14 protein-coding genes, 1 other RNA gene and 3 pseudogenes are annotated in these 17,574 nt (G+C 58.4%); 5 read left to right on the forward strand and 13 right to left on the reverse strand.

Annotation, left to right across the window (positions count from 1 at the left end; translation table 11 throughout):
• Positions 1-4: 4 nt before the first annotated feature.
• The 7 genes and pseudogenes from HU218_RS11845 to HU218_RS11870 form a co-directional block, all read right to left on the reverse strand.
• Positions 5-1,552: a formate dehydrogenase beta subunit gene (locus HU218_RS11845; protein WP_174875150.1), complete on the reverse strand. Its 1,548-nt coding sequence runs from the start codon at positions 1,550-1,552 to the stop codon at positions 5-7.
• The gene (locus HU218_RS11850) at positions 1,549-2,025 is read right to left on the reverse strand and encodes a formate dehydrogenase subunit gamma (RefSeq protein ID WP_174875151.1); all 477 of its coding nucleotides are present in this window, start codon (positions 2,023-2,025) and stop codon (positions 1,549-1,551) included. The genes HU218_RS11845 and HU218_RS11850 overlap by 4 nt, the downstream gene beginning before the upstream one ends.
• 233 nt (positions 2,026-2,258) lie before the next feature.
• Positions 2,259-2,962: pseudogene (locus tag HU218_RS16940) on the reverse strand (IS3 family transposase); the annotation flags it as partial.
• Between the two features lie 381 nt (positions 2,963-3,343).
• On the reverse strand, positions 3,344-3,973 hold the full coding sequence (locus HU218_RS11865) for a tyrosine-type recombinase/integrase (protein WP_425509250.1): 630 nt from the start codon (positions 3,971-3,973) through the stop codon (positions 3,344-3,346).
• Between the two features lie 12 nt (positions 3,974-3,985).
• Positions 3,986-4,249 (reverse strand): annotated as a pseudogene (locus tag HU218_RS17205) (tyrosine-type recombinase/integrase); the annotation flags it as partial.
• Positions 4,250-4,267: 18 nt separating this feature from the next.
• Positions 4,268-4,561: pseudogene (locus tag HU218_RS17135) on the reverse strand (Arm DNA-binding domain-containing protein).
• A gap of 750 nt (positions 4,562-5,311) precedes the next feature.
• Entirely contained in the window at positions 5,312-6,310 is a 999-nt protein-coding gene (locus HU218_RS11870; RefSeq protein WP_174875154.1) for a Wadjet anti-phage system protein JetD domain-containing protein, read from the reverse strand.
• 69 nt (positions 6,311-6,379) lie between these two features.
• On the opposite strand from HU218_RS11870, the gene HU218_RS16795 reads away from it, so the two are divergent.
• Entirely contained in the window at positions 6,380-6,985 is a 606-nt protein-coding gene (locus tag HU218_RS16795; protein ID WP_217450807.1) for a hypothetical protein, read from the forward strand.
• A gap of 311 nt (positions 6,986-7,296) precedes the next feature.
• On the opposite strand, the gene ssrA is transcribed toward HU218_RS16795, so the two are convergent.
• Positions 7,297-7,658: a transfer-messenger RNA gene (gene ssrA, locus HU218_RS11880) on the reverse strand.
• Positions 7,659-7,714: 56 nt separating this feature from the next.
• Positions 7,715-9,139: a pyruvate kinase gene (gene pyk, locus HU218_RS11885; protein ID WP_174875155.1), complete on the reverse strand. Its 1,425-nt coding sequence runs from the start codon at positions 9,137-9,139 to the stop codon at positions 7,715-7,717.
• A 266-nt stretch (positions 9,140-9,405) separates the two neighbouring features.
• Here pyk and HU218_RS11890 point away from each other — a divergent pair, with 266 nt between their 5' ends.
• Positions 9,406-10,863 (forward strand): aminoacyl-histidine dipeptidase, encoded by a 1,458-nt coding sequence (locus HU218_RS11890; protein ID WP_174875156.1) that lies wholly within the window; start codon positions 9,406-9,408, stop codon positions 10,861-10,863.
• Positions 10,864-10,973: 110 nt separating this feature from the next.
• On the opposite strand, the gene HU218_RS11895 is transcribed toward HU218_RS11890, so the two are convergent.
• From HU218_RS11895 to HU218_RS11910, 4 genes are all read right to left on the reverse strand, one after another.
• The gene (locus HU218_RS11895; RefSeq protein ID WP_174875157.1) at positions 10,974-12,602 is read right to left on the reverse strand and encodes a methyl-accepting chemotaxis protein; all 1,629 of its coding nucleotides are present in this window, start codon (positions 12,600-12,602) and stop codon (positions 10,974-10,976) included.
• A gap of 208 nt (positions 12,603-12,810) precedes the next feature.
• Complete coding sequence (nudC, locus tag HU218_RS11900) at positions 12,811-13,599, reverse strand: NAD(+) diphosphatase (RefSeq protein ID WP_174875158.1); 789 nt, start codon at positions 13,597-13,599, stop codon at positions 12,811-12,813.
• 31 nt (positions 13,600-13,630) lie between these two features.
• Positions 13,631-14,332: an ATP-binding cassette domain-containing protein gene (locus tag HU218_RS11905; RefSeq protein ID WP_174875159.1), complete on the reverse strand. Its 702-nt coding sequence runs from the start codon at positions 14,330-14,332 to the stop codon at positions 13,631-13,633.
• Positions 14,333-14,444: 112 nt separating this feature from the next.
• Positions 14,445-15,512 (reverse strand): NAD(P)H-dependent flavin oxidoreductase, encoded by a 1,068-nt coding sequence (locus HU218_RS11910; protein ID WP_281357170.1) that lies wholly within the window; start codon positions 15,510-15,512, stop codon positions 14,445-14,447.
• Between the two features lie 2 nt (positions 15,513-15,514).
• Here HU218_RS11910 and HU218_RS11915 point away from each other — a divergent pair, with 2 nt between their 5' ends.
• From HU218_RS11915 to tsf, 3 genes are all read left to right on the forward strand, one after another.
• Positions 15,515-15,742 (forward strand): hypothetical protein, encoded by a 228-nt coding sequence (locus HU218_RS11915; RefSeq protein ID WP_217450808.1) that lies wholly within the window; start codon positions 15,515-15,517, stop codon positions 15,740-15,742.
• 133 nt (positions 15,743-15,875) lie between these two features.
• On the forward strand, positions 15,876-16,604 hold the full coding sequence (gene rpsB, locus HU218_RS11920) for a 30S ribosomal protein S2 (protein ID WP_174875161.1): 729 nt from the start codon (positions 15,876-15,878) through the stop codon (positions 16,602-16,604).
• 73 nt (positions 16,605-16,677) lie between these two features.
• On the forward strand, positions 16,678-17,544 hold the full coding sequence (tsf, locus tag HU218_RS11925; RefSeq protein ID WP_174875162.1) for a translation elongation factor Ts: 867 nt from the start codon (positions 16,678-16,680) through the stop codon (positions 17,542-17,544).
• Positions 17,545-17,574: the final 30 nt, after the last annotated feature.

Genomic DNA, 17,574 nt, shown 5'->3' on the forward strand with positions numbered 1-17,574 from the left:
TTCCTTACACTGCCGCGGCATCGGCGCCGAAGTCTTCGGGGAAATGGTTCAGCGCCGACAGTACCGGGTAGGGCGTCATGCCGCCCATCGCGCACAGCGAGCCGTGCAGCATGGTGTCGCACAGGTCGCGCAGCAGGTGGATCTGCTGCGGGCGGTTTTCATTCTGCTGAATGCGCTGGATTACCTCGACGCCGCGCGTCGAGCCGATGCGGCAGGGGGTGCATTTGCCGCAGGATTCGATGGCGCAGAACTCCATCGCGTAGCGCGCCTGCTCGGCCATGTCGACCGAGTCGTCAAACGCCACCACGCCGCCGTGGCCGACCACCGCGCCTAGCGCGGCGAAGGCTTCGTAATCCAGCGGGGTGTCGAATTGCGATTCCGGCAGATAGGCGCCCAGCGGGCCGCCCACCTGCACCGCGCGGATCGGGCGGCCCGTGGCGCTGCCACCGCCAAAGTCATGCAGCAGCTCGCGCAGCGTCAGGCCGAAGGCTTTTTCCACCAGCCCGCCGTATTGCAGGTTGCCGGCCAGCTGGAACGGCAACGTACCGCGCGAACGGCCCATGCCGTAGCCGGCGTAGAAGGCGGCGCCGCGCGCCAGGATCACCGGCACGGTGGCCAGGGTAATCACGTTGTTGATGACGGTAGGTTGGCCGAACAGGCCGGCCAGCGCCGGCAGCGGCGGTTTGGCGCGCACCACGCCGCGCTTGCCTTCGATGCTTTCCAGCATCGCGGTTTCCTCGCCACAGACATAGGCGCCGGCGGCCTTGCGAACCTCCAGCTGGAAGCCGCGGCCGGAACCGAGGATGTCGTCGCCGAGGAAGCCGGCGGCAGTGGCCAGGGCAATGGCTTCATTCATTACCGCCACCGCGTGCGGGTACTCGGAGCGGATATAGATGTAACCGCGGCTGGCGCCCACCGCCAGCCCGGCAATGGTCATGCCCTCGATCAGCATGTAGGGGTCGTCTTCCAGCACCATGCGGTCGGAGAAGGTGCCGGAGTCACCTTCGTCGGCATTGCACACCACGTACTTCTGCGCCGCCTGCGCCTGTGCCACGGTGCGCCACTTGATGCCGGCGGGGAACGCTGCGCCGCCACGGCCGCGCAGGCCGGAATCCAGCACCGTCTGCACGATGTCGCCAGCGGTCATGGTGAGTGCGTTGCGCAGGCCGGCGAAGCCTTCGTGCGCCTGATAGTCGGCCAGTGACAGCGGGTCGGTGATGCCGATGCGGGCAAAGGTCAGCCGTTCCTGGTTTTTCAGGTACGGGATGTCGTCGGTCAGGCCGTGGCACAGCGGGTGCTCGCCGCCGGCCAGCAGCGTATCGAACAGCGCCGGCACGTCCTCGGCCTCGACCGGGCCATAGGCGACGCGGCCCTGTGCGGTCTGTACTTCTACCAGCGGTTCCAGCCAGAACAGCCCGCGCGAACCGTTGCGCACCAGCTCGATGGCCACGCCGCGGCGCGCGGCCTCTGCGGCCAACATGGCGGCGGTGTCGTCGGCGCCCAGCGCCAGTGCCGCGGAATCACGCGGCACGTACAGTTTGATTGCGCTCATGACGCCTCCTTCACTTGGGCCAGCACGCGGCCCAGCTTGGCGGCGTCAACGCGCGACAGCAGCTTGTCATCGAGCTGGATATTGGGGCCGGTTGCGCACAGCCCCAGGCAGTACACCGGCTCCAGACCGATGTCGCCGCTGCGGCCATGCAGGCTACAGCCCAGTGCCTGTTCGGCGTGCGCGGTCAGCGCGCGGCTGCCGCGCGCCTGACAGGCTTCGGCCTGACAAATCTGCAGGGTATGGCGTGCCGGCGGGCTGGTGCGGAAGTGGTGGTAGAAGGTGATGACGCCGTGCACTTCGGCACGGCTCTGGTTTTGTGCGCGGGCGATGTCGGCCACCGCCCAGTCCGGGATGTAGCCCAGCGTGTCCTGCACCGCGTGCAGGATGGGCAGCAAGGCGCCGGCCTGCTGCTGGTGCGCCTGCAGGATGGCCTGGAGCTGCTGGCGCGCCAGGTCGTCTGAAGCTGTGGTCATGGTGGCTCCTCTGTGAGCGTCGGTCTGCCGTGTCGGCATGTGGCTTTGCGCGATTGTCGCGCCGAAGGCTCGTGGCAATCTGTCTTTATCCGACTTGTAATGGCCGAGAACGCGCGGGGCGCCCGGTACTGTTAAGCATAATATCCGTTGGCCGCATGTGCCGGAGGTTGGCCGCAGGTGGGCAGCGTAGCGGAGCGCTGAGGGACGGGGCGACAGAGTGGCAGCCGCACAGGGCCCTGCCAGGTACGGATGTAAGTAATGTCCGTCACCCAGATCTGGTCAGGCTGTGACGTCGTGAACTCGCGATTCAGATGGTTGGGGGCCAACAAGGAAGGGCGACCAGCAATGGGTCGTGGTGCCTTATAACCGCGATGTGCCTTGATACTGTGCTGCCGCATGATTCGGGCGACACGATGCTTGCCACATACCTCACCGATCTCGCGCAGATCACCCAGAACGCGACGTGACCCATATACCCCGCCACTGGCTCGCCAGGAGTCACGAATCAACGCCAGCAATCTGGCATCTTCCTTGGCGTGATCAGACTCGGGGCGGTGTAGCCATTGATAGAAGCCGGCACGGGCAACTTGCAGCAAACGGCACATGGTCGTCAGTGGCCAGGTATGTCGATGCTCGTTCATGAAGCGGGACCTTACTCGGACTCCCTGGCAAAGTACCGCGCGGCTTTTTTTAGAATATCTCGCTCTTCTTCTGTGCGACGCAGTTGCGCCTTCAGGCGAAGAATTTCGCTCTTGGCCTCGATCAGCTCGACAGCCTGCTTCTCCGAGTTATCCGGGGTGACGGCTTTCACCCACTTGTACAGGCTATGGCTGGAAACCCCAAGCCGGGTAGAAACCTCGGCCACAGAGTAGCCGCGTTCAGTGACCTGCTTGACGGCTTCAATCTTGACTTCTTGGGGGAAACGCTGCCTGCTCATGACACCTCCTTGTAGGGCCTAGTGTGAGGCTCACGAGGTATCTAGGAAAGGAGGGGCGATTCACAATTTCCTCTTGATTTCTAAGCTCAGTCTCGCCCCCGCACTCTTTGTTGCTTTCATGAGTGGATTTCAGCAGGCTGTACCTCTTAAGAGCATGGTGCGCGTGTGTCTTTCCCTTTCCTTTTTGTATCAGAGACTTACCTGCAATCAAGATAGTAATAAATTTGGGCGCGGAATCCCCCGAACTGAGTAGCTCATTAAGCCTTCCAGGTGCATTCAGGTGTTCAAACTCATACGCAGCTTCAGCCCATTTCTGTGCTCTTTCACGCTTCTGAAGCCCCAGAAGAATCCTTTTTTCACCAAATACCTCACATTTGTTCATCATGTAATCCTAAAGATAGGAGTGATCTTTTCCCCAGCCTTTAACGAATCAAGATGATCCGCCCAGGCCTGCATCATCCTTATACGCTCGGGCATGTATTCGGCGTAGTTGTAAGTTGCTCGAACCTTGTTTCGCTCTCCGTGCGCCAACTGCCGTTCAATGGCATCTCGATTCCACCCCTGTTCATTTAGTAGGGTGGATGCCATGTGCCGGAATCCGTGGCCAGTCATGGTGTCCTTGTCGTAGCCAAGCCGGCGGAGAGCTGCATTTACAGTGTTTTCGGACATAGGCCGTTTGCTGGAGCGAGCGCCCGGGAAGACGAACTGCCCGTGCCCAGTTAAAGGTTTTAGCTCGCGTAGTACATCAACGGCTTGTGATGACAGTGGAACTACGTGTTTTTCCCGCATTTTCATGCGTTCGGCAGGAATAACCCATTGTGCGGCGTCGAGGTCGATTTCCCGCCATTCGGCTTTGCGCAGTTCTCCCGGTCGTACAAATACCAGTGGGGCCAATTTCAGAGCGCATTTTGTTTCCAATGTGCCCTGATAGCCATCAATCGCACGCAGTAGCTCGGCAATCTTGGCCGGGTCGGTTATGGTGGGGAACGAGGTTTTAACTACTGGTGCCAACGCACCGGCTAGATCAACGGCCGGATTGTACTTTGCACGACCTGTAGCGATAGCGTAGCGGAACACCTGTTTGACGCTCTGCATGGCTCTGTGTGCCGTTTCTACTGCTCCGCGTCGCTCAATGCGCTGGAGGTTGGCCAGTAGTTCCGGTGCCTCAATATCAGCAATGGGACGACTACCAAGCCAAGGGAAAATGTCCCGTTCTAAACGGCGGATAATTCGTTCGGCGTGCCCATCCGACCAAATGGGCATGAACTTGGCAAACCACTCTCTCGCAACGGCTTCAAAGTTGTTTTAAGCCTGTAGCGCCTTGGTGGCCTTAACGACTTTGCGATGTTCGCCGGGGTCGATACCTTCGGCCAGCAGGCGGCGGGCTTCGTCGCGCTTTGCACGCGCCTCTTTGAGAGGCACTTCTGGTTATACGCCAAGAGCTAGGGTTTTCTGCTTGCCGTTGAACCTGTAAGAGTGACGCCAGTATTTGCCAGTCTGGTTGACTAGTAGGTGGAGGCCTTTTTCGTCAGACAGCTTGGCCGGCTTTCCATCCATCTTGGGCTTGGCGTTCTTACATGCAGTATCGGTAAGTGCCATTGTTGGTATCCGTTGTCGTTGGTATGTAATCTACCAACAGAGATACCAACGCAAGTGTTGGCATGTCAAGGCATCGCATGTCGTGTGATGACATAAGAAAAAACCCCGAAAGCCTTAAGCTATCGGGGTTCTGTCGTTATGTGCCGTTAGGCGTTTCATGTCTTGGAATAAAGCATATGCTGTCGTAAACACGGAACCGAACCGGGTTCCCTATCCACCTCGATAAAGCATAACTTGACGCATCGGAAAAAAATTAAGCAAAAAGTGTCAAAAAATTTACCTTTAATTCAATAGTAATTTTTGCCTTGCCTTGCCTTGCCTTGCCAAGGTAGCTGGCCTACCACGAGATAGTGAACAACTACAGACTTTCCGTAGCCGGCATCCTGAAAAAATGAATACACACATGCTGCTGATGGACAGCCTGCTTCGTCGACCACCAGTCACAGGCAACCCCATACCCTGCCTACCCAGAAAGAGTCGCTGTTGACCGGTTTTACCTCAACGAATACAAACGACCAACGGACTTACTATGTCAACAGCACATCAAATTGACCTGAGCATCGCACTTCAGAAACTCCATGAGCTGGCACTGGCGGATGGCGACCTCGGATACGAATATTGGTACAGCATCAGTAAATTGCTGAATCGCGCTGCCAGCATGCAAGATGAAATCGACTCGCTGACCCGAGAACTGGAAGCATGTCGAGCTAAGCACAGAGGGCGAGGGGGCGGGACAGACTAATGAGAGGGCTAGCTCAGCGCCATCAACGCTTGAAAACCTAAGGACTCCTGAGGAATCCAGAAACCATTGCTCCACAGGTCGCAGAGGGAGTTGCCCAGACTGTCGCCAAGCCAGTCTGCCGCCTGCTTGTGAACGCCCTCAGCCATTTGGCTCGCTCGCTCCCGTAGAACACCGTATTCCAGGAGCCACTTGTAGTGCTCGATAGCCGGGGCAACATGAGGGCAGCCCGGCTCCGCGGCCGCGTTGAGTTCCAAAGGGATGGCTATGCCTTTGGGGTCAAGGTCACCCAGATATTCGGCGCCAACACCGCCAACCTCATCCAGGACATCACCAAGCGCCCGCCCGCTACTGCGGAAGGCTTCACCCGAGCCATAGACAATCGCCGCGTAACGCTGGGTCTTCAGATTCCACTGCCCAAAGCTCCAATAGCTGTTGTGGTTTTCGACAATGAGCACGGGTTTGCCTAGCGCTTCGGCTTTTTTGTAGGGCAGCGGGAGGGGGACGATGAAGGCGCCTAACACGTCGAGCGGGAGGCGCCCTGAAAACAACGTATTCCCCCGGCGCATGCTGTCTAGGCGCTTTTCGTCCCCGAAGATTTCGAGCGACCGTTCCTTGATGGGCACTGACACTACCCGCCCTCGATGTTCGAGCAGGAAGTCATTTATGGCTCGGGCTGCTTCCAGCATAGCGGGCTTAAGCTCTGGCCAAAAGCCGAGTTCGGGTACCCAGGGAACCGTCGCATAATCTCGGCGCGGAGCCTCCTCAGTCCGCACTAGCTGAATCCAGTTGGGCATTGGGGGATTACCGCGCTTTTCCCAACTGCCGGCTGCAGGCAACTGGATGAGCTTGGCCACTTCCAGTCCACGCAAGTCAGCTAGCAGCAGTGCATTGCGGTCCGGATTATTCGCGGCCTCAGGGTGCAGTTCGAAGAATGCCCGGCGCACTTCCTGCAGGGGCACCCGTTTGCGGCTGCTTTGGTTCAGTCGGGCAAACAACTCGATGTTCATGCGCGCGCCCCATGTTTGTTAAGGTCAAAGTCGGCCAATTCCAGGGCCATTCAGACGATTGTCACGCGTATGGATGCAGGCAAAAGCGCTGCCTTCGCTCGCCGTGTCGGTCTAAGCAAAGCGACTGTGCATCATTGGCTGAGGGATGATGGCACGCCAACTCTTGGCGCTAGCTTGCAAATGGCTGCGCATGCGGGGCTGACATTGCCGGACTTGCTGTCCGGAAAGCTGGATGGGTGGGCGCCGCCCGTGCCCAATAGCCAGCTAGTACTAGACTTACGAGTAGAGCTGACGGGGAAACGCTCCGCTCCACGCACCCTGGATTGGGATGCCATCAAGGCAGAGTTGCGCAGCTTTATGTCACTGTCAGTACCCATCAGCGTTGCAGAAGCTGGGCGGCGGCTCAATATCGACGACCGTCACTTGTACTTGCGTGCAAACCAAGAGGCTCGTGCACTGGGTGAGCGCTGGAAGCGCCATCTAGCCATGCAAAAAAGACAAGTCTTGGCGGAGGCAAGGCCCTATCTCATTGCAGCGTGTAGTGACATTGCGATGGAAGGAAAGGCAGTCAGCTTGCGAGAAATTGAATCTCGGGTGCCAGCTGCCGTTCTCGGTCGCATCGAGTCCCTGTTTGATGTGCTTGTCGATATCAAGAACGAGCTCGGCATCGCCTAGACACCAACTGCATCGCACAAGCAAAAGCCGGCTATGCCGGCTTTGTGCTTTGGTGAATGCTCTGCTGAAGGTGTTGGCGACCGCTACCGCTAATGTACGACAACGACCTATGGCGTCCAGACGCAAAAAAGCCGGCTTACGCCGGCCTTTTTGCATTACAAGCCTGAAAATACGAATGGCCGCTTCTCGGCGCTAACACACTTAGCGAATAAAGCAAAATGTGTCGCATCGAAAAATTAAGCATAAAGTGTCGTTGGCGACACTTTATGCTTAACGGCACACGTTACATGTCTTCCGGTGACATGAGAATTTGGTGGAGGCGGCGGGAATCGAACCCGCGTCCGGAAGCCCTCTACGAAGAGTTCTACATACATAGTCGTGTCATTTGGATTTAATTACTGACACGCCGACGGACAGGCTTGGCAGTAACGAGTTACCTTGCGTTTAACACCGGGTTAAGTAACCCAACCTGATGCGAGCTGGTGTGAAATGACTCTACCGGAGTTGCCCCCACAGCCCACCAGCGAGCTGCTGTAGAGTCTAGCGGCGATTAAGCAGCTAGAGCGTAAGTTTCGTCGTTTGCGACTAAATAAACTCAGTGTTTTACGGGGTGACTGAAATCCCGGTATGCCCTCATCCGCTTTGCAACCCCCGTCGAAACCAGGTCGCCCCCAGATGATTGTTATATTGTAGCGCAGGCGGGGGTTTCAAGGCCAGCGCCGGGTTAAATTAATGTCCCTCGCCAGCCTTGATGATCTTCAGGGTATTGGTACTGCCCATCAGGCCCACGCTGTCGCCAACCGTTGCCACCAGGACGTCACCCTGGTTTACCCGGCCGCGTTCCAGTAGTTTGCGCTCTGCGGCCAACAGCAGTTTTTTCTGATCGCTGGCTATCGGTAACAGTATCGGGAACACGTCGCGATACAGTGCCAGCCGGCGATAGGTGCTGATTTCCGGTGTCAGGGCATAGATGGGAACGCCGCAATTGACACGGCTCATCCACAGGGCGGTAGAGCCGGTCTGGGTAAGCGCAACCAGTGCTTTTACCTGGAGATGGTTGGCAGTAAATAGCGCCGCCATGGCGATGGATTGGTCGACACGGGTGAACTCGCGGTTAAGGAAGGCGCGTTCCAGCTGGTAGTCAGAGGAGGTTTCCGCCTCTAGGCAGACGCGGGCCATGGCTTCGACGGTTTCCACCGGATACTGGCCGGCGGCGGTTTCTGCCGACAGCATGACTGCATCGGTGCCATCCAGCACGGCATTGGCGACATCGGAAACTTCGGCGCGGGTTGGCACTGGGCTGGTAATCATGGATTCCATCATCTGGGTGGCCGTGATGGTGAGCTTGTTGCGCTCGCGTGCCAGCCGGATCATGCGTTTTTGCAATGCCGGTACTGCTGCGTCGCCGACTTCTACCGCCAGGTCGCCGCGTGCCACCATGATGCCGTCGGAGGATTCGATCAGGTCTTCCAGGTTGGTAATGGCTTCACAGCGTTCGATCTTGGCGATGATGCGTGCCTGGCAGCCGGCGGCATGCACCAGTGTGCGCGCCATGTACAGGTCGGCGCTGCTCTTGGGGAAGGACACTGCCAGATAGTCGGCCTCCAGTTGCGCCGCAACCTTGATGTCATCGATGTCCTTGGCGGTCAGGGCAGGGGCGGACAGTCCGCCGCCTTGCTGGTTGATCCCCTTGTTGTTGGACAGCACGCCGCCAACTTTCACCCGGGTGTGAATCTGGTTGCCGATGACTTTTTCAACTACCAGCACGATACGGCCATCGTCCAGCAGCAAGACTGCGCCGCTATCGACATCCTGCGGCAGTTCCTTGTAATCCAGTCCGACGCGGGTGTCGTCACCCAGCTCGCAGTCGGCATCCAGAATGAAGGGTTGGCCGTTGCTAAGCGTAACCTTGCTGTTGGCAAAGCGGCCGACACGAATTTTGGGACCTTGCAGATCTACCATGATGGCGACCGGCACGCCCAGCCTGTCGGCGGTGCTGCGTACCAGACTGGCGCGGTCGATATGATCCTGCGCGCTGCCGTGCGAGAAATTGAGGCGTACCACGTTGACGCCGGCCTGAATCAAGCGCTCCAGTGTTTCTTCATCGCTGGATGCGGGACCGAGGGTGGCAACGATTTTTGTACGACGGGTCATGGTTGAGTCTCCGTTGGTTTTGTGTAGTTATGGTACAAAAACTGGCTGTAACTGGCAGCTTACATGGGTAGTTTTACTACTTTATTTGCTAGCGGCGCGTACAGACTGAGACAAAAACTGCACTTTGGGCGCAATGACGCTCTAAAGCGGCTGTGCTAGAGTTGGCAATCAAATCAATAAACGGGCGATCACGAGTCGCCCGTTATTCATTGCCAGTCTACTTTGGCATGAAATATCCCACCGTCTGCAAACAGGAGCATTTTCTCGTGGTTAACATCGCCGCATTCGAACCCAAGGTCGTTTGGGAGCACTTCCAGACGCTGTGTGACATTCCGCGTCCGTCCAAACACGAGCAGGCACTACGGGATTACCTGAAGGGTTGGGCCGAACTGCGTGGTTTGGAGACCGTGGTCGATGCGGTGGGTAACCTGATCATTCGTAAGCCGGCCACGCCGGGTATGGAAGATCGTGCCGGCGTGGTGTTGCAGGGGCACCTGGATATGGTGTGTCAGGCCAATACCGGTACCGTGCATGACTTCTTCAATGATCCGATCCGGCCGGTATTGCAGGATGGCTGGCTGATTGCCGAGAACACTACGCTGGGCGCCGACAACGGCATCGGTGTGGCGTTGGGGTTGGCCGCATTGACTGCCGACGATATCGTGCACGGCCCGCTGGAAGTATTGCTGACGCTGGACGAAGAGGCCGGCATGGGCGGGGCGTTGGGGCTGGAGGCTGGACTGCTGCAAGGCAAGATGCTGATCAATATCGATACCGAAGAGTGGGGCGAGTTCTACATGGGCTGTGCCGGTGGTATCGATGTGAATGTGCGGCGCGATTACGCGCAGGAGCCGCTGCCGGCCGGCTATGCGGTGCGCCAGCTGGTGGTGTCGGGGCTGTGTGGTGGCCACTCCGGCGCTGACATTCACCTCGGTCGCGGCAACGCCAACAAGGTGCTGGTTCGCCTGCTGCAAGAGTTGGCTACCAGTACCGATCTGCGCGTGGTCTCATTCAATGGCGGCACGGCCCGCAATGCCTTGGCGCGCGAGGCCTTTGCAGTGGTGGCCTATCCGGAGCAGGATGCGGCCAACGTTGCGGCGCAGCTGGATGCCTACCAGGCACTGATGCGTTTTGAGCTGGCTGGTGTGGATGAGGGGGTTGCCATTGCGACTAACCTGGCTACTGCGGAGCAGGTGATGGCGCGCGATGCCCAGCAAGTAGTGTTGGCCGCCTTGCATGCCGCTCCGCATGGCGTGAAGCGCATGAGCCAGCAGGTGAGCGGCGTGGTGGAAACTTCCAATAACCTGGGGGTGATCAGCTTGGCCGATGGCAAGGTATTTGCCAATCTGATGGTGCGCTCGCTGCTGGATAGCGGCTTCCGCAATCTGGCCAGCGAGATCAGTGCCTTGTTCCGCCTGGCTGGTTTCGAGGTAGAAACCGAGGGTGGCTACCCGGGGTGGGCGCCGAATCCGGCCTCGCCGCTGCTGGCGTTGTTCCAGCGTGTTTACCGCCAGCAGTTCGGGGCCGACTCCGCCGTACAGGTGATCCATGCAGGTCTGGAATGCGGCATCATCGGCTCCAAGTATCCGGAGATGGACATGGTGTCGTTCGGTCCGAACATCCGCGGTGCCCATGCGCCGGGCGAGCGGGTGGAGGTGGCCTCGGTGGGGAATGCCTGGCAGCTGCTGCAGGCGGTACTGGCCGCAGTGCCAGCCAATAACTGAGTGCAGTTTCGAATTCGCTAAACCCGGCAAGTGCCGGGTTTTTTATTGCCTGCAACCGGACATAAAAAAGCCGCTACCCGGGTAGCGGCTTGTGGCGAAAGCAGTTGCGATCAGGTGGTCTGGAAGCGGCGGAAGCTGCGGCTGATTTCCTCGGTCAGCTCGCTCATGCGGGCCGCGGCACTGGCGGCCTCGTTGGCCGCATCGCGGTTGCGCTGCGCAATGGAAGTAATGCGCTGTACTTCACGCGAAACCTGTTCCCCCGAGCGCGCCTGTTCGGACAGTGCGCTGGCGATGCTTTGCACACTCTGACCAACGTTGTCGGTGCCGCTCTGGATGGCAACGATGGACTGGCCTGCCAGTTGCCCCTGGGTGGCGCTGGTGTGGGCGCGTTCGACCGACTGGTTCATGGCCTCAACCGCCTGCTGGGCGCTGATGCGGATGGCGCCGATCATGGCGGCGATTTCGCCGGTGGCCTTGGTGGTGCGTTCGGCCAACTTGCGTACCTCGTCAGCCACCACGGCAAAGCCGCGGCCCTGTTCGCCGGCGCGGGCGGCTTCGATGGCGGCATTCAGTGCCAGCAGGTTGGTCTGGTCGGCCACATCACGGATTACCGACACGATGTTATCGATGGTTTGCGATTGGCGTCCCAGCTCGTTGATGCTGCCCGAGGTGTCGCGGATCAGTGCGCTGATGGCGTCCATCTCGCGCACCGCACCCTTGATTACTTCTACACCCTGCTGCGCTTCGCCGCTGGCAGAGCGGGCGGCGGCTTCGGTGTCATCGGCACTGCGGTGCAGTTCCTGCACACCAACCGCCATTTGCTGAATCACGCTGACCATTTCGTCGGCGGCGCGATTCTGTTCGTCGGAACGGGCCATCAGGCGCTGCATGGTGTTCTGCAGTTCGCCGGAGGCGGCAGCGCTTTCCTGAACGCTGCGTTCTACAGTGCGCAGCGCGTCGTTCAATTCCTTGGTCATGCGCGACAGGTTGTACAGCAGCGAGGTGGTGTCGCCTTTGCGGATTTTGACTTCCACGCCCAGGTTGCCGTGCGAGATTTCCTCCATCACCTTGGCCGCATAATCCGGTTCGCCACCAAGCTGGCGGGTCAGGGTGCGGGAGAGCAGCAAGGCAACAAAGATGCTGGCGCCCACGCTGACCACGATCGCCAGCAGCGATGCCACCATGGTGTCGCGCAGCGTACTGGTGGTGGTGGATTTTTCCTGTTCCATCACCTTGGTGTGGTAGGCGATCAGCTTGTCGAGCTGGATGCCGAGCAGTTTTTCCTGCGGTTCCAGTTTCTCGCTGACGATGATCGAGGCATCCCATTTCTGGCGGGTGATCATCGGTAGCAGCTTGTCGACCAACCCGGTGAACTCGGCCAGCGATTGGCCGATCTTGCCCACCAGTTCAACCTCGGAAGCGTCGCGCGAAATGGCTTTCATCTGCTCGTATTGTTTACGGGCAACGGTCACCGAGTTCTTCAGGATGCCCATCTTTTCTTCCACCAGCTTGTCGTCGCTCTCCAGCAGAATGGTGCGCGCGGCGTTGGTGGAGGCCAGTAGCGCGCCGCTGAGGGTGCGCGAGTTCTGGATTACCGGGATACGGTATTCCACCAGTTCGGACACGCGGGACTGGATGGTGGTCAGGCGGTAGAGGGTGAAGGCTGAACCGAGAACCAGCAGCAGAATGACAGCGCCAAAGCCCAGGCCGAGGCGCTGGGCCAGAGATAGTTTCCCCATGTTTGTTTTTCCTTGCTGAAGCACTTGTAGGTTGGAAATATGCCGGCTTGATGTTGAGCTTTAAAATGTGCCAGTCGTTTTATATGTGGGACGATAGTAAAGCGTGAGCGTGGTTTGTTGAAGTGTAAAGGCGGACAGGGGAGGACTGGTTCCGTATTAGGAACCAGTCATGCAACAACAAAATTGCCGGCTTGCCGGCTATGGCAACTTAATTGCGTTCTTGCTGCAGGCTGGACAGGTGGTCGAGTAGCAGAAAATGCGCAATCGAACGTGGCGGCGGCGTCAGGGGCAGGTTGTCGATGTCGAACCAGGCGGCGTCTTCGATTTCGCCTGGCTGTGGCGTTATGTCGCCGCTGTCGTATTCGGCCACGAATGCCAGCATCAGCGAGTGCGGAAATGGCCATGACTGCGAACGCATGTAGCGCAAGGAGCGCAAGCGCACACCCACTTCTTCAAAGGCTTCGCGGTGCACGCTTTCCTCTACGCTTTCTCCTGCTTCGACAAACCCTGCCAGTGCGCTGTACATGCCGGGGGCAAAATGCGGGCTGCGGGCCAGCAGTACTTCGCGCCCCCGGTAAATCAGTACCATCATCGCCGGCGATAGCCGTGGATAGTACAGCTCGTCACAGCTCGGGCAGTGTTTGCCATGATCGTGGGCATTGCTGAGAAGTGGTCCGGCGCAGGCACCGCAGTAGCGATGGGTTTGCTCGAAGCGGCGCAGCTGTGCGGCGCGCGCCAGCAACGGGGTGTAACTGGCAGGCAGGGTTAGCAATGCCTGTCGCAGGCTGACTTTTTGCCAGCTGTCGGGCGGTGGCCCAAGCAATTCGGTGGCAAACAGGTTGGCCGCAGAGTTGTGGCCAATGTAGCGGACGCCGGTATGCAGTGCCGGGGCGGCTTCCGGTAGTTGCTCGGCAAAAAGGTACAGTCCGTTGCCATCGAAAACACACCACTGTATCGGGAGCTGCGGATCGGGGCTGGTCGGGAGGTTCAGGCTCATGGCAGGGGTGTGAGGGTGTGGTGGCACGATTCTACGCCGAGCGTCGGTAGTCCTCCAGCGCGTGACGAGCGGTCTCATCAGTGCGGGTGGTGTCTCCAAGCGGTGTTGCCGCATTCTGGTCGAGGTCGATCAAGTGGTCTGCAAGCTGGCTGGCCAGAGCCCGGTCCTGCAAGGTGATTACGATGGTGCGGCCAGTCAAGGCCAGGCGTTGCAGCTGTTGTAACAGCTGTCTGCGGGCGGTGAGGCAGAGACTGGTGGCCGGTTCATTCAGCAACACAACTGGTGCGGTACTGACCAGACAGCGGATGATGGTGGCTAGCTGCTGTTCAGCGCTGGTTAGCTGGCAGAAGCGCTGCTCGGCAAGGTGCAGTAAGCCAAAGTCGCGCAGGAGCTGGTTGGCAAGCTGTTGATTGTTGTCATTGCCGCGTCGCCACCAATGGCTGGTTTGCTGCTGCAGCACATAGCGGCCTAGTTGCTGTCGGCAGTGGTTGCTGACACTTTGCTGCAGGCAGGTCAGGCGCCGGAGCCTGTCAGCATGGGCAGCTTGACCGAATAGTTGGCCGCAAACGAAGTCGCCGCTGCCTGCGAGCGAGGCAAGCAGTTGGCGACGGCTATTGGGTGTCCCGCCGGTGATGATGGTCAGGCGGTTGGCTGGTATGTAGAGCGGTAGTGACTGCGTGGCGCGGCTGTCGGGGGCGATATGGAGTTGCAATTCGTAGGCAGGGCACAGCATCCGGGTGCTCCTTATATAGAAAAGCGCAACCATGTGATTGCGCTTGTGACTTCAGCTACATCGCAAATGTTATCAAATGATAATCAATATCATTTGATGTTGCAATGTCTGGTCAGAATGTGGGCAGGCTGGCGCTGCAAAGGCGTGCTTCCTCTTCCAGGCGTTGAAACAAGTCGGCAACGCTGGGTACGTCATCAATCAGCCCTTGAACTTGGCCAATAAGCTGCACGCCACGTTGGTGGTCGCCCTCTTCAATGGCGAGGCGGATGGATTCGGTAGCGGCACCAAACTGCGCCAGCTGGCGTAGTTGCTGCGGTTCACGTAGCAGGCCGCCAGCCACGACTTGCAATAACGGTAGCTGCATACGGCGTGCTGCGCCGGCTGCTCTCCACGCTGCCTGCAGCAGGCCGAGTGGTTTGCGGGTGGCGCGGCGGGCGGCAGGGGTGTCCATTACCCGGCACCATAAGCCATCAAAATTTCTCGAATATAAGGTATCAGCGACCGTGCGCTGACGAATCAGGTCTTTTGTGTGTTGATGGACAGGGCTCTCGCGGGTCATGGCAAGCCGGCTGCCCATGGCAACGGCATCGGCGCCAAGGGCAAACGCGGCTACAAGGCCTTGGCCGGTGCCGAAGCCGCCAGCGGCAATGATCGGCAGGTCGGTGAGTCGGCGGATGGCGGGAATGAGAACCAGAGAAGTGACCTCACCGCCATGTGCCGCTGCTTCGTGACCGGTGACCAGCAGGGCGTCCACACCGATGTTGGCCGCGGATAGGGCATGCTTTTCCGTAACGACAGTGGCAATCACTTTGCCGCCATAGGCGTGGGCACGTTTGACGATCCAGTCGCCTTTGCCGAGCGAGAAGTTGATCACAGGCACCTGCTCTTGTAGTGCCACTTCTGCATTTTCCCGGGCGCCGGGCATCATCAGTGTGCAGCCGATGCCAAAAGGCTTGTCGGTCAGCTCGCGGATGCGGTGAATGGCCTGCCTGGCTTGTGCGGGATTGAGCGGACCGGTGGCAAGAATGCCGAGGCCGCCTGCGTTGCTGGTGGCGGCCACCAGTTCCGGGGTGGCGATGTAGCTCATGCCGGGGCAGAGTAGTGGTCTTGTAACGCCGAATGCTCGAGTGAATCGGGTCTGCATGTCGTTGTGCCTGTGTGCTGTGCTGGGGTGCGCTATTCTTGTCGCATTCCTTGATAAATTTCAAACGGTTGTTTGATATGTATTTGGTGCTGATAGGCTGGTTGTATTTTGTGTTGATGCTGGCGGTGGGGCAGAACTCCCTCATGCAGTCCATGCTGGTGCTGTTATTGCTGGGTGTGACGCCGACCTGGCTACTGTTGTGGATCAAGGTGCGGAAGCACCGGCAGCGCATGAGACAGCAACAAGAAGATGATCGTGGGGCTTGAGTGCGCGTTGGCGGGAATGCTAGAATTGCGAGTTCCCTCAATTTCGGGGGAAATTACGCACATCCGTACGCAATAGGGTGCCCGCAAGGGTTGACTGTACGGATGGAGGCTTAACCCTTTTGGAGATTAAAGAATGTCCACCAATGTGACCATGCGTCAAATGCTTGAGGCCGGCGTACACTTCGGCCACCAAACCCGCTTCTGGAACCCGAAGATGGCTCAGTACATCTTTGGCAGCCGCAACAAGATTCACATCATCAACCTGGAAAAAACCCTGCCGCTGTTCGTGCAGGCTCAGGACTATGTGCGTCGTCTGGCTGCCAACAAGGGCACCATTCTGTTCGTGGGTACCAAGCGTCAGGCGCGTGAGATCGTCCGCGAAGAAGCCAGCCGTGCTGGCGTTCCGTTCGTGGATCATCGCTGGTTGGGCGGCATGCTGACCAACTACAAGACCGTGAAGCAGTCTATCAAGCGTCTTGAAGACAAGCGTGCCCAGCTCGAAGCTGGCGACCAGTCCGGTTTCAACAAGAAAGAACTGCTGGATATGCAGCGCGAAGTTGAAAAACTCGAGCGCTCGCTGGGTGGTATCAAGGATATGAAAGGTCTGCCGGACGCGATCTTTGTTATCGATACCGGTTACCAGAAAGGTACCATCGTTGAAGCCAAGAAACTGGGTATCCCGGTTATTGGTGTGGTTGATACCAACAACTCGCCGGAAGGCATTGATTACGTAATTCCGGGTAACGACGACTCCAGTCGCGCCATCCGTCTGTACGCTCGTGGCATCGCCGACGCCGTACTGGAAGGCCGCGCTCAGTCGCTGCAGGAAATCGTAGCTGCTGCTGAAGCAGCCGCCGAGTAAGTTCTTGGCGAAAAGGGGCGAAAGCCCCTTTTTTTAAATCCTCCGGAACGTATTTATTTTTAAGGAGTTAGTCATGGCGGAAATCACCGCAAAGATGGTATCCGACCTGCGCGCTGCGACTGGTCTGGGCATGATGGAGTGCAAGAAGGCTCTGGTAGAGGCTGATGGCGATTCTGCCAAGGCTGAAGAGATTCTGCGCATCAAGTCCGGTAACAAGGCATCCAAGATGGCTGGCCGTGTTGCTGCAGAAGGTATCATCGGTTCTTTCGTTGCCGGTGGCGTTGGCGCCCTGGTAGAAGTGAACTGCGAAACTGACTTCGTAGCCAAAGACCCGACCTTCATCGCCCTGGCTACTGCAGCTGCCAAAGCAGTTGTTGCGGCCAACCCGGCTGATGTTGAAGCGCTGGCTGCTGTTGAGGTTGATGGCCAGTCCGTGGAGGAAACCCGCAAGGCAGCCATTGCCAAGCTGGGCGAAAACATGACCATCCGTCGTTTCGTTCGTTACGAAACCGACGGCGCTATCGCTACCTATCTGCATGGCGCCAAGATCGGCGTTATCGTTGATTACAAAGGCGAAGAGCAAGTGGGCAAGGACGTGGCTATGCACATTGCCGCTTCCAAGCCGATTTGTGTTTCCAAGGATCAGGTTCCGGCCGAAACCCTGGAGCAAGAGCGCAAGATCTACACCGCACAAGCTGCAGAATCCGGCAAGCCGGCTGATATCGTGGCCAAAATGGTTGAAGGTCGCGTGAACAAGTTCCTGGCGGAAGTGACTCTGGTTGGTCAGCCGTTCGTCAAGAACCCGGACGTTACCGTAGAGAAGCTGCTGGCTGAGAAATCCGCTTCGGTGAAGGCATTTGCCATGTTTGTCGTTGGCGAAGGCATCGAGAAGAAGGTTGTGGACTATGCTGCTGAAGTGGCTGCTGCTGCCAAGCTGTAATTCGTAGTCAAGTTGTACCAAGAACGGCAC

It is taken from the genome of Vogesella oryzae (assembly GCF_902829295.1).
GTDB classification, from domain to species: Bacteria; Pseudomonadota; Gammaproteobacteria; order Burkholderiales; family Chromobacteriaceae; genus Vogesella; species Vogesella oryzae.

Bases quoted from the DNA above. Each gene is read 5' to 3' on its own strand.
- HU218_RS16795 (WP_217450807.1), top strand. From the start codon at position 6,380: ATGGATGCAGGCAAAAGCGCTGCCTTCGCTCGCCGTGTCGGTCTAAGC.
- HU218_RS11870 (WP_174875154.1), bottom strand. From the start codon at position 6,310: ATGAACATCGAGTTGTTTGCCCGACTGAACCAAAGCAGCCGCAAACGG.
- rpsB (WP_174875161.1), top strand. From the start codon at position 15,876: ATGTCCACCAATGTGACCATGCGTCAAATGCTTGAGGCCGGCGTACAC.
- HU218_RS11845 (WP_174875150.1), bottom strand. From the start codon at position 1,552: ATGAGCGCAATCAAACTGTACGTGCCGCGTGATTCCGCGGCACTGGCG.
- HU218_RS11895 (WP_174875157.1), bottom strand. From the start codon at position 12,602: ATGGGGAAACTATCTCTGGCCCAGCGCCTCGGCCTGGGCTTTGGCGCT.
- HU218_RS11850 (WP_174875151.1), bottom strand. From the start codon at position 2,025: ATGACCACAGCTTCAGACGACCTGGCGCGCCAGCAGCTCCAGGCCATC.
- tsf (WP_174875162.1), top strand. From the start codon at position 16,678: ATGGCGGAAATCACCGCAAAGATGGTATCCGACCTGCGCGCTGCGACT.
- nudC (WP_174875158.1), bottom strand. From the start codon at position 13,599: ATGAGCCTGAACCTCCCGACCAGCCCCGATCCGCAGCTCCCGATACAG.
- pyk (WP_174875155.1), bottom strand. From the start codon at position 9,139: ATGACCCGTCGTACAAAAATCGTTGCCACCCTCGGTCCCGCATCCAGC.
- HU218_RS11905 (WP_174875159.1), bottom strand. From the start codon at position 14,332: ATGCTGTGCCCTGCCTACGAATTGCAACTCCATATCGCCCCCGACAGC.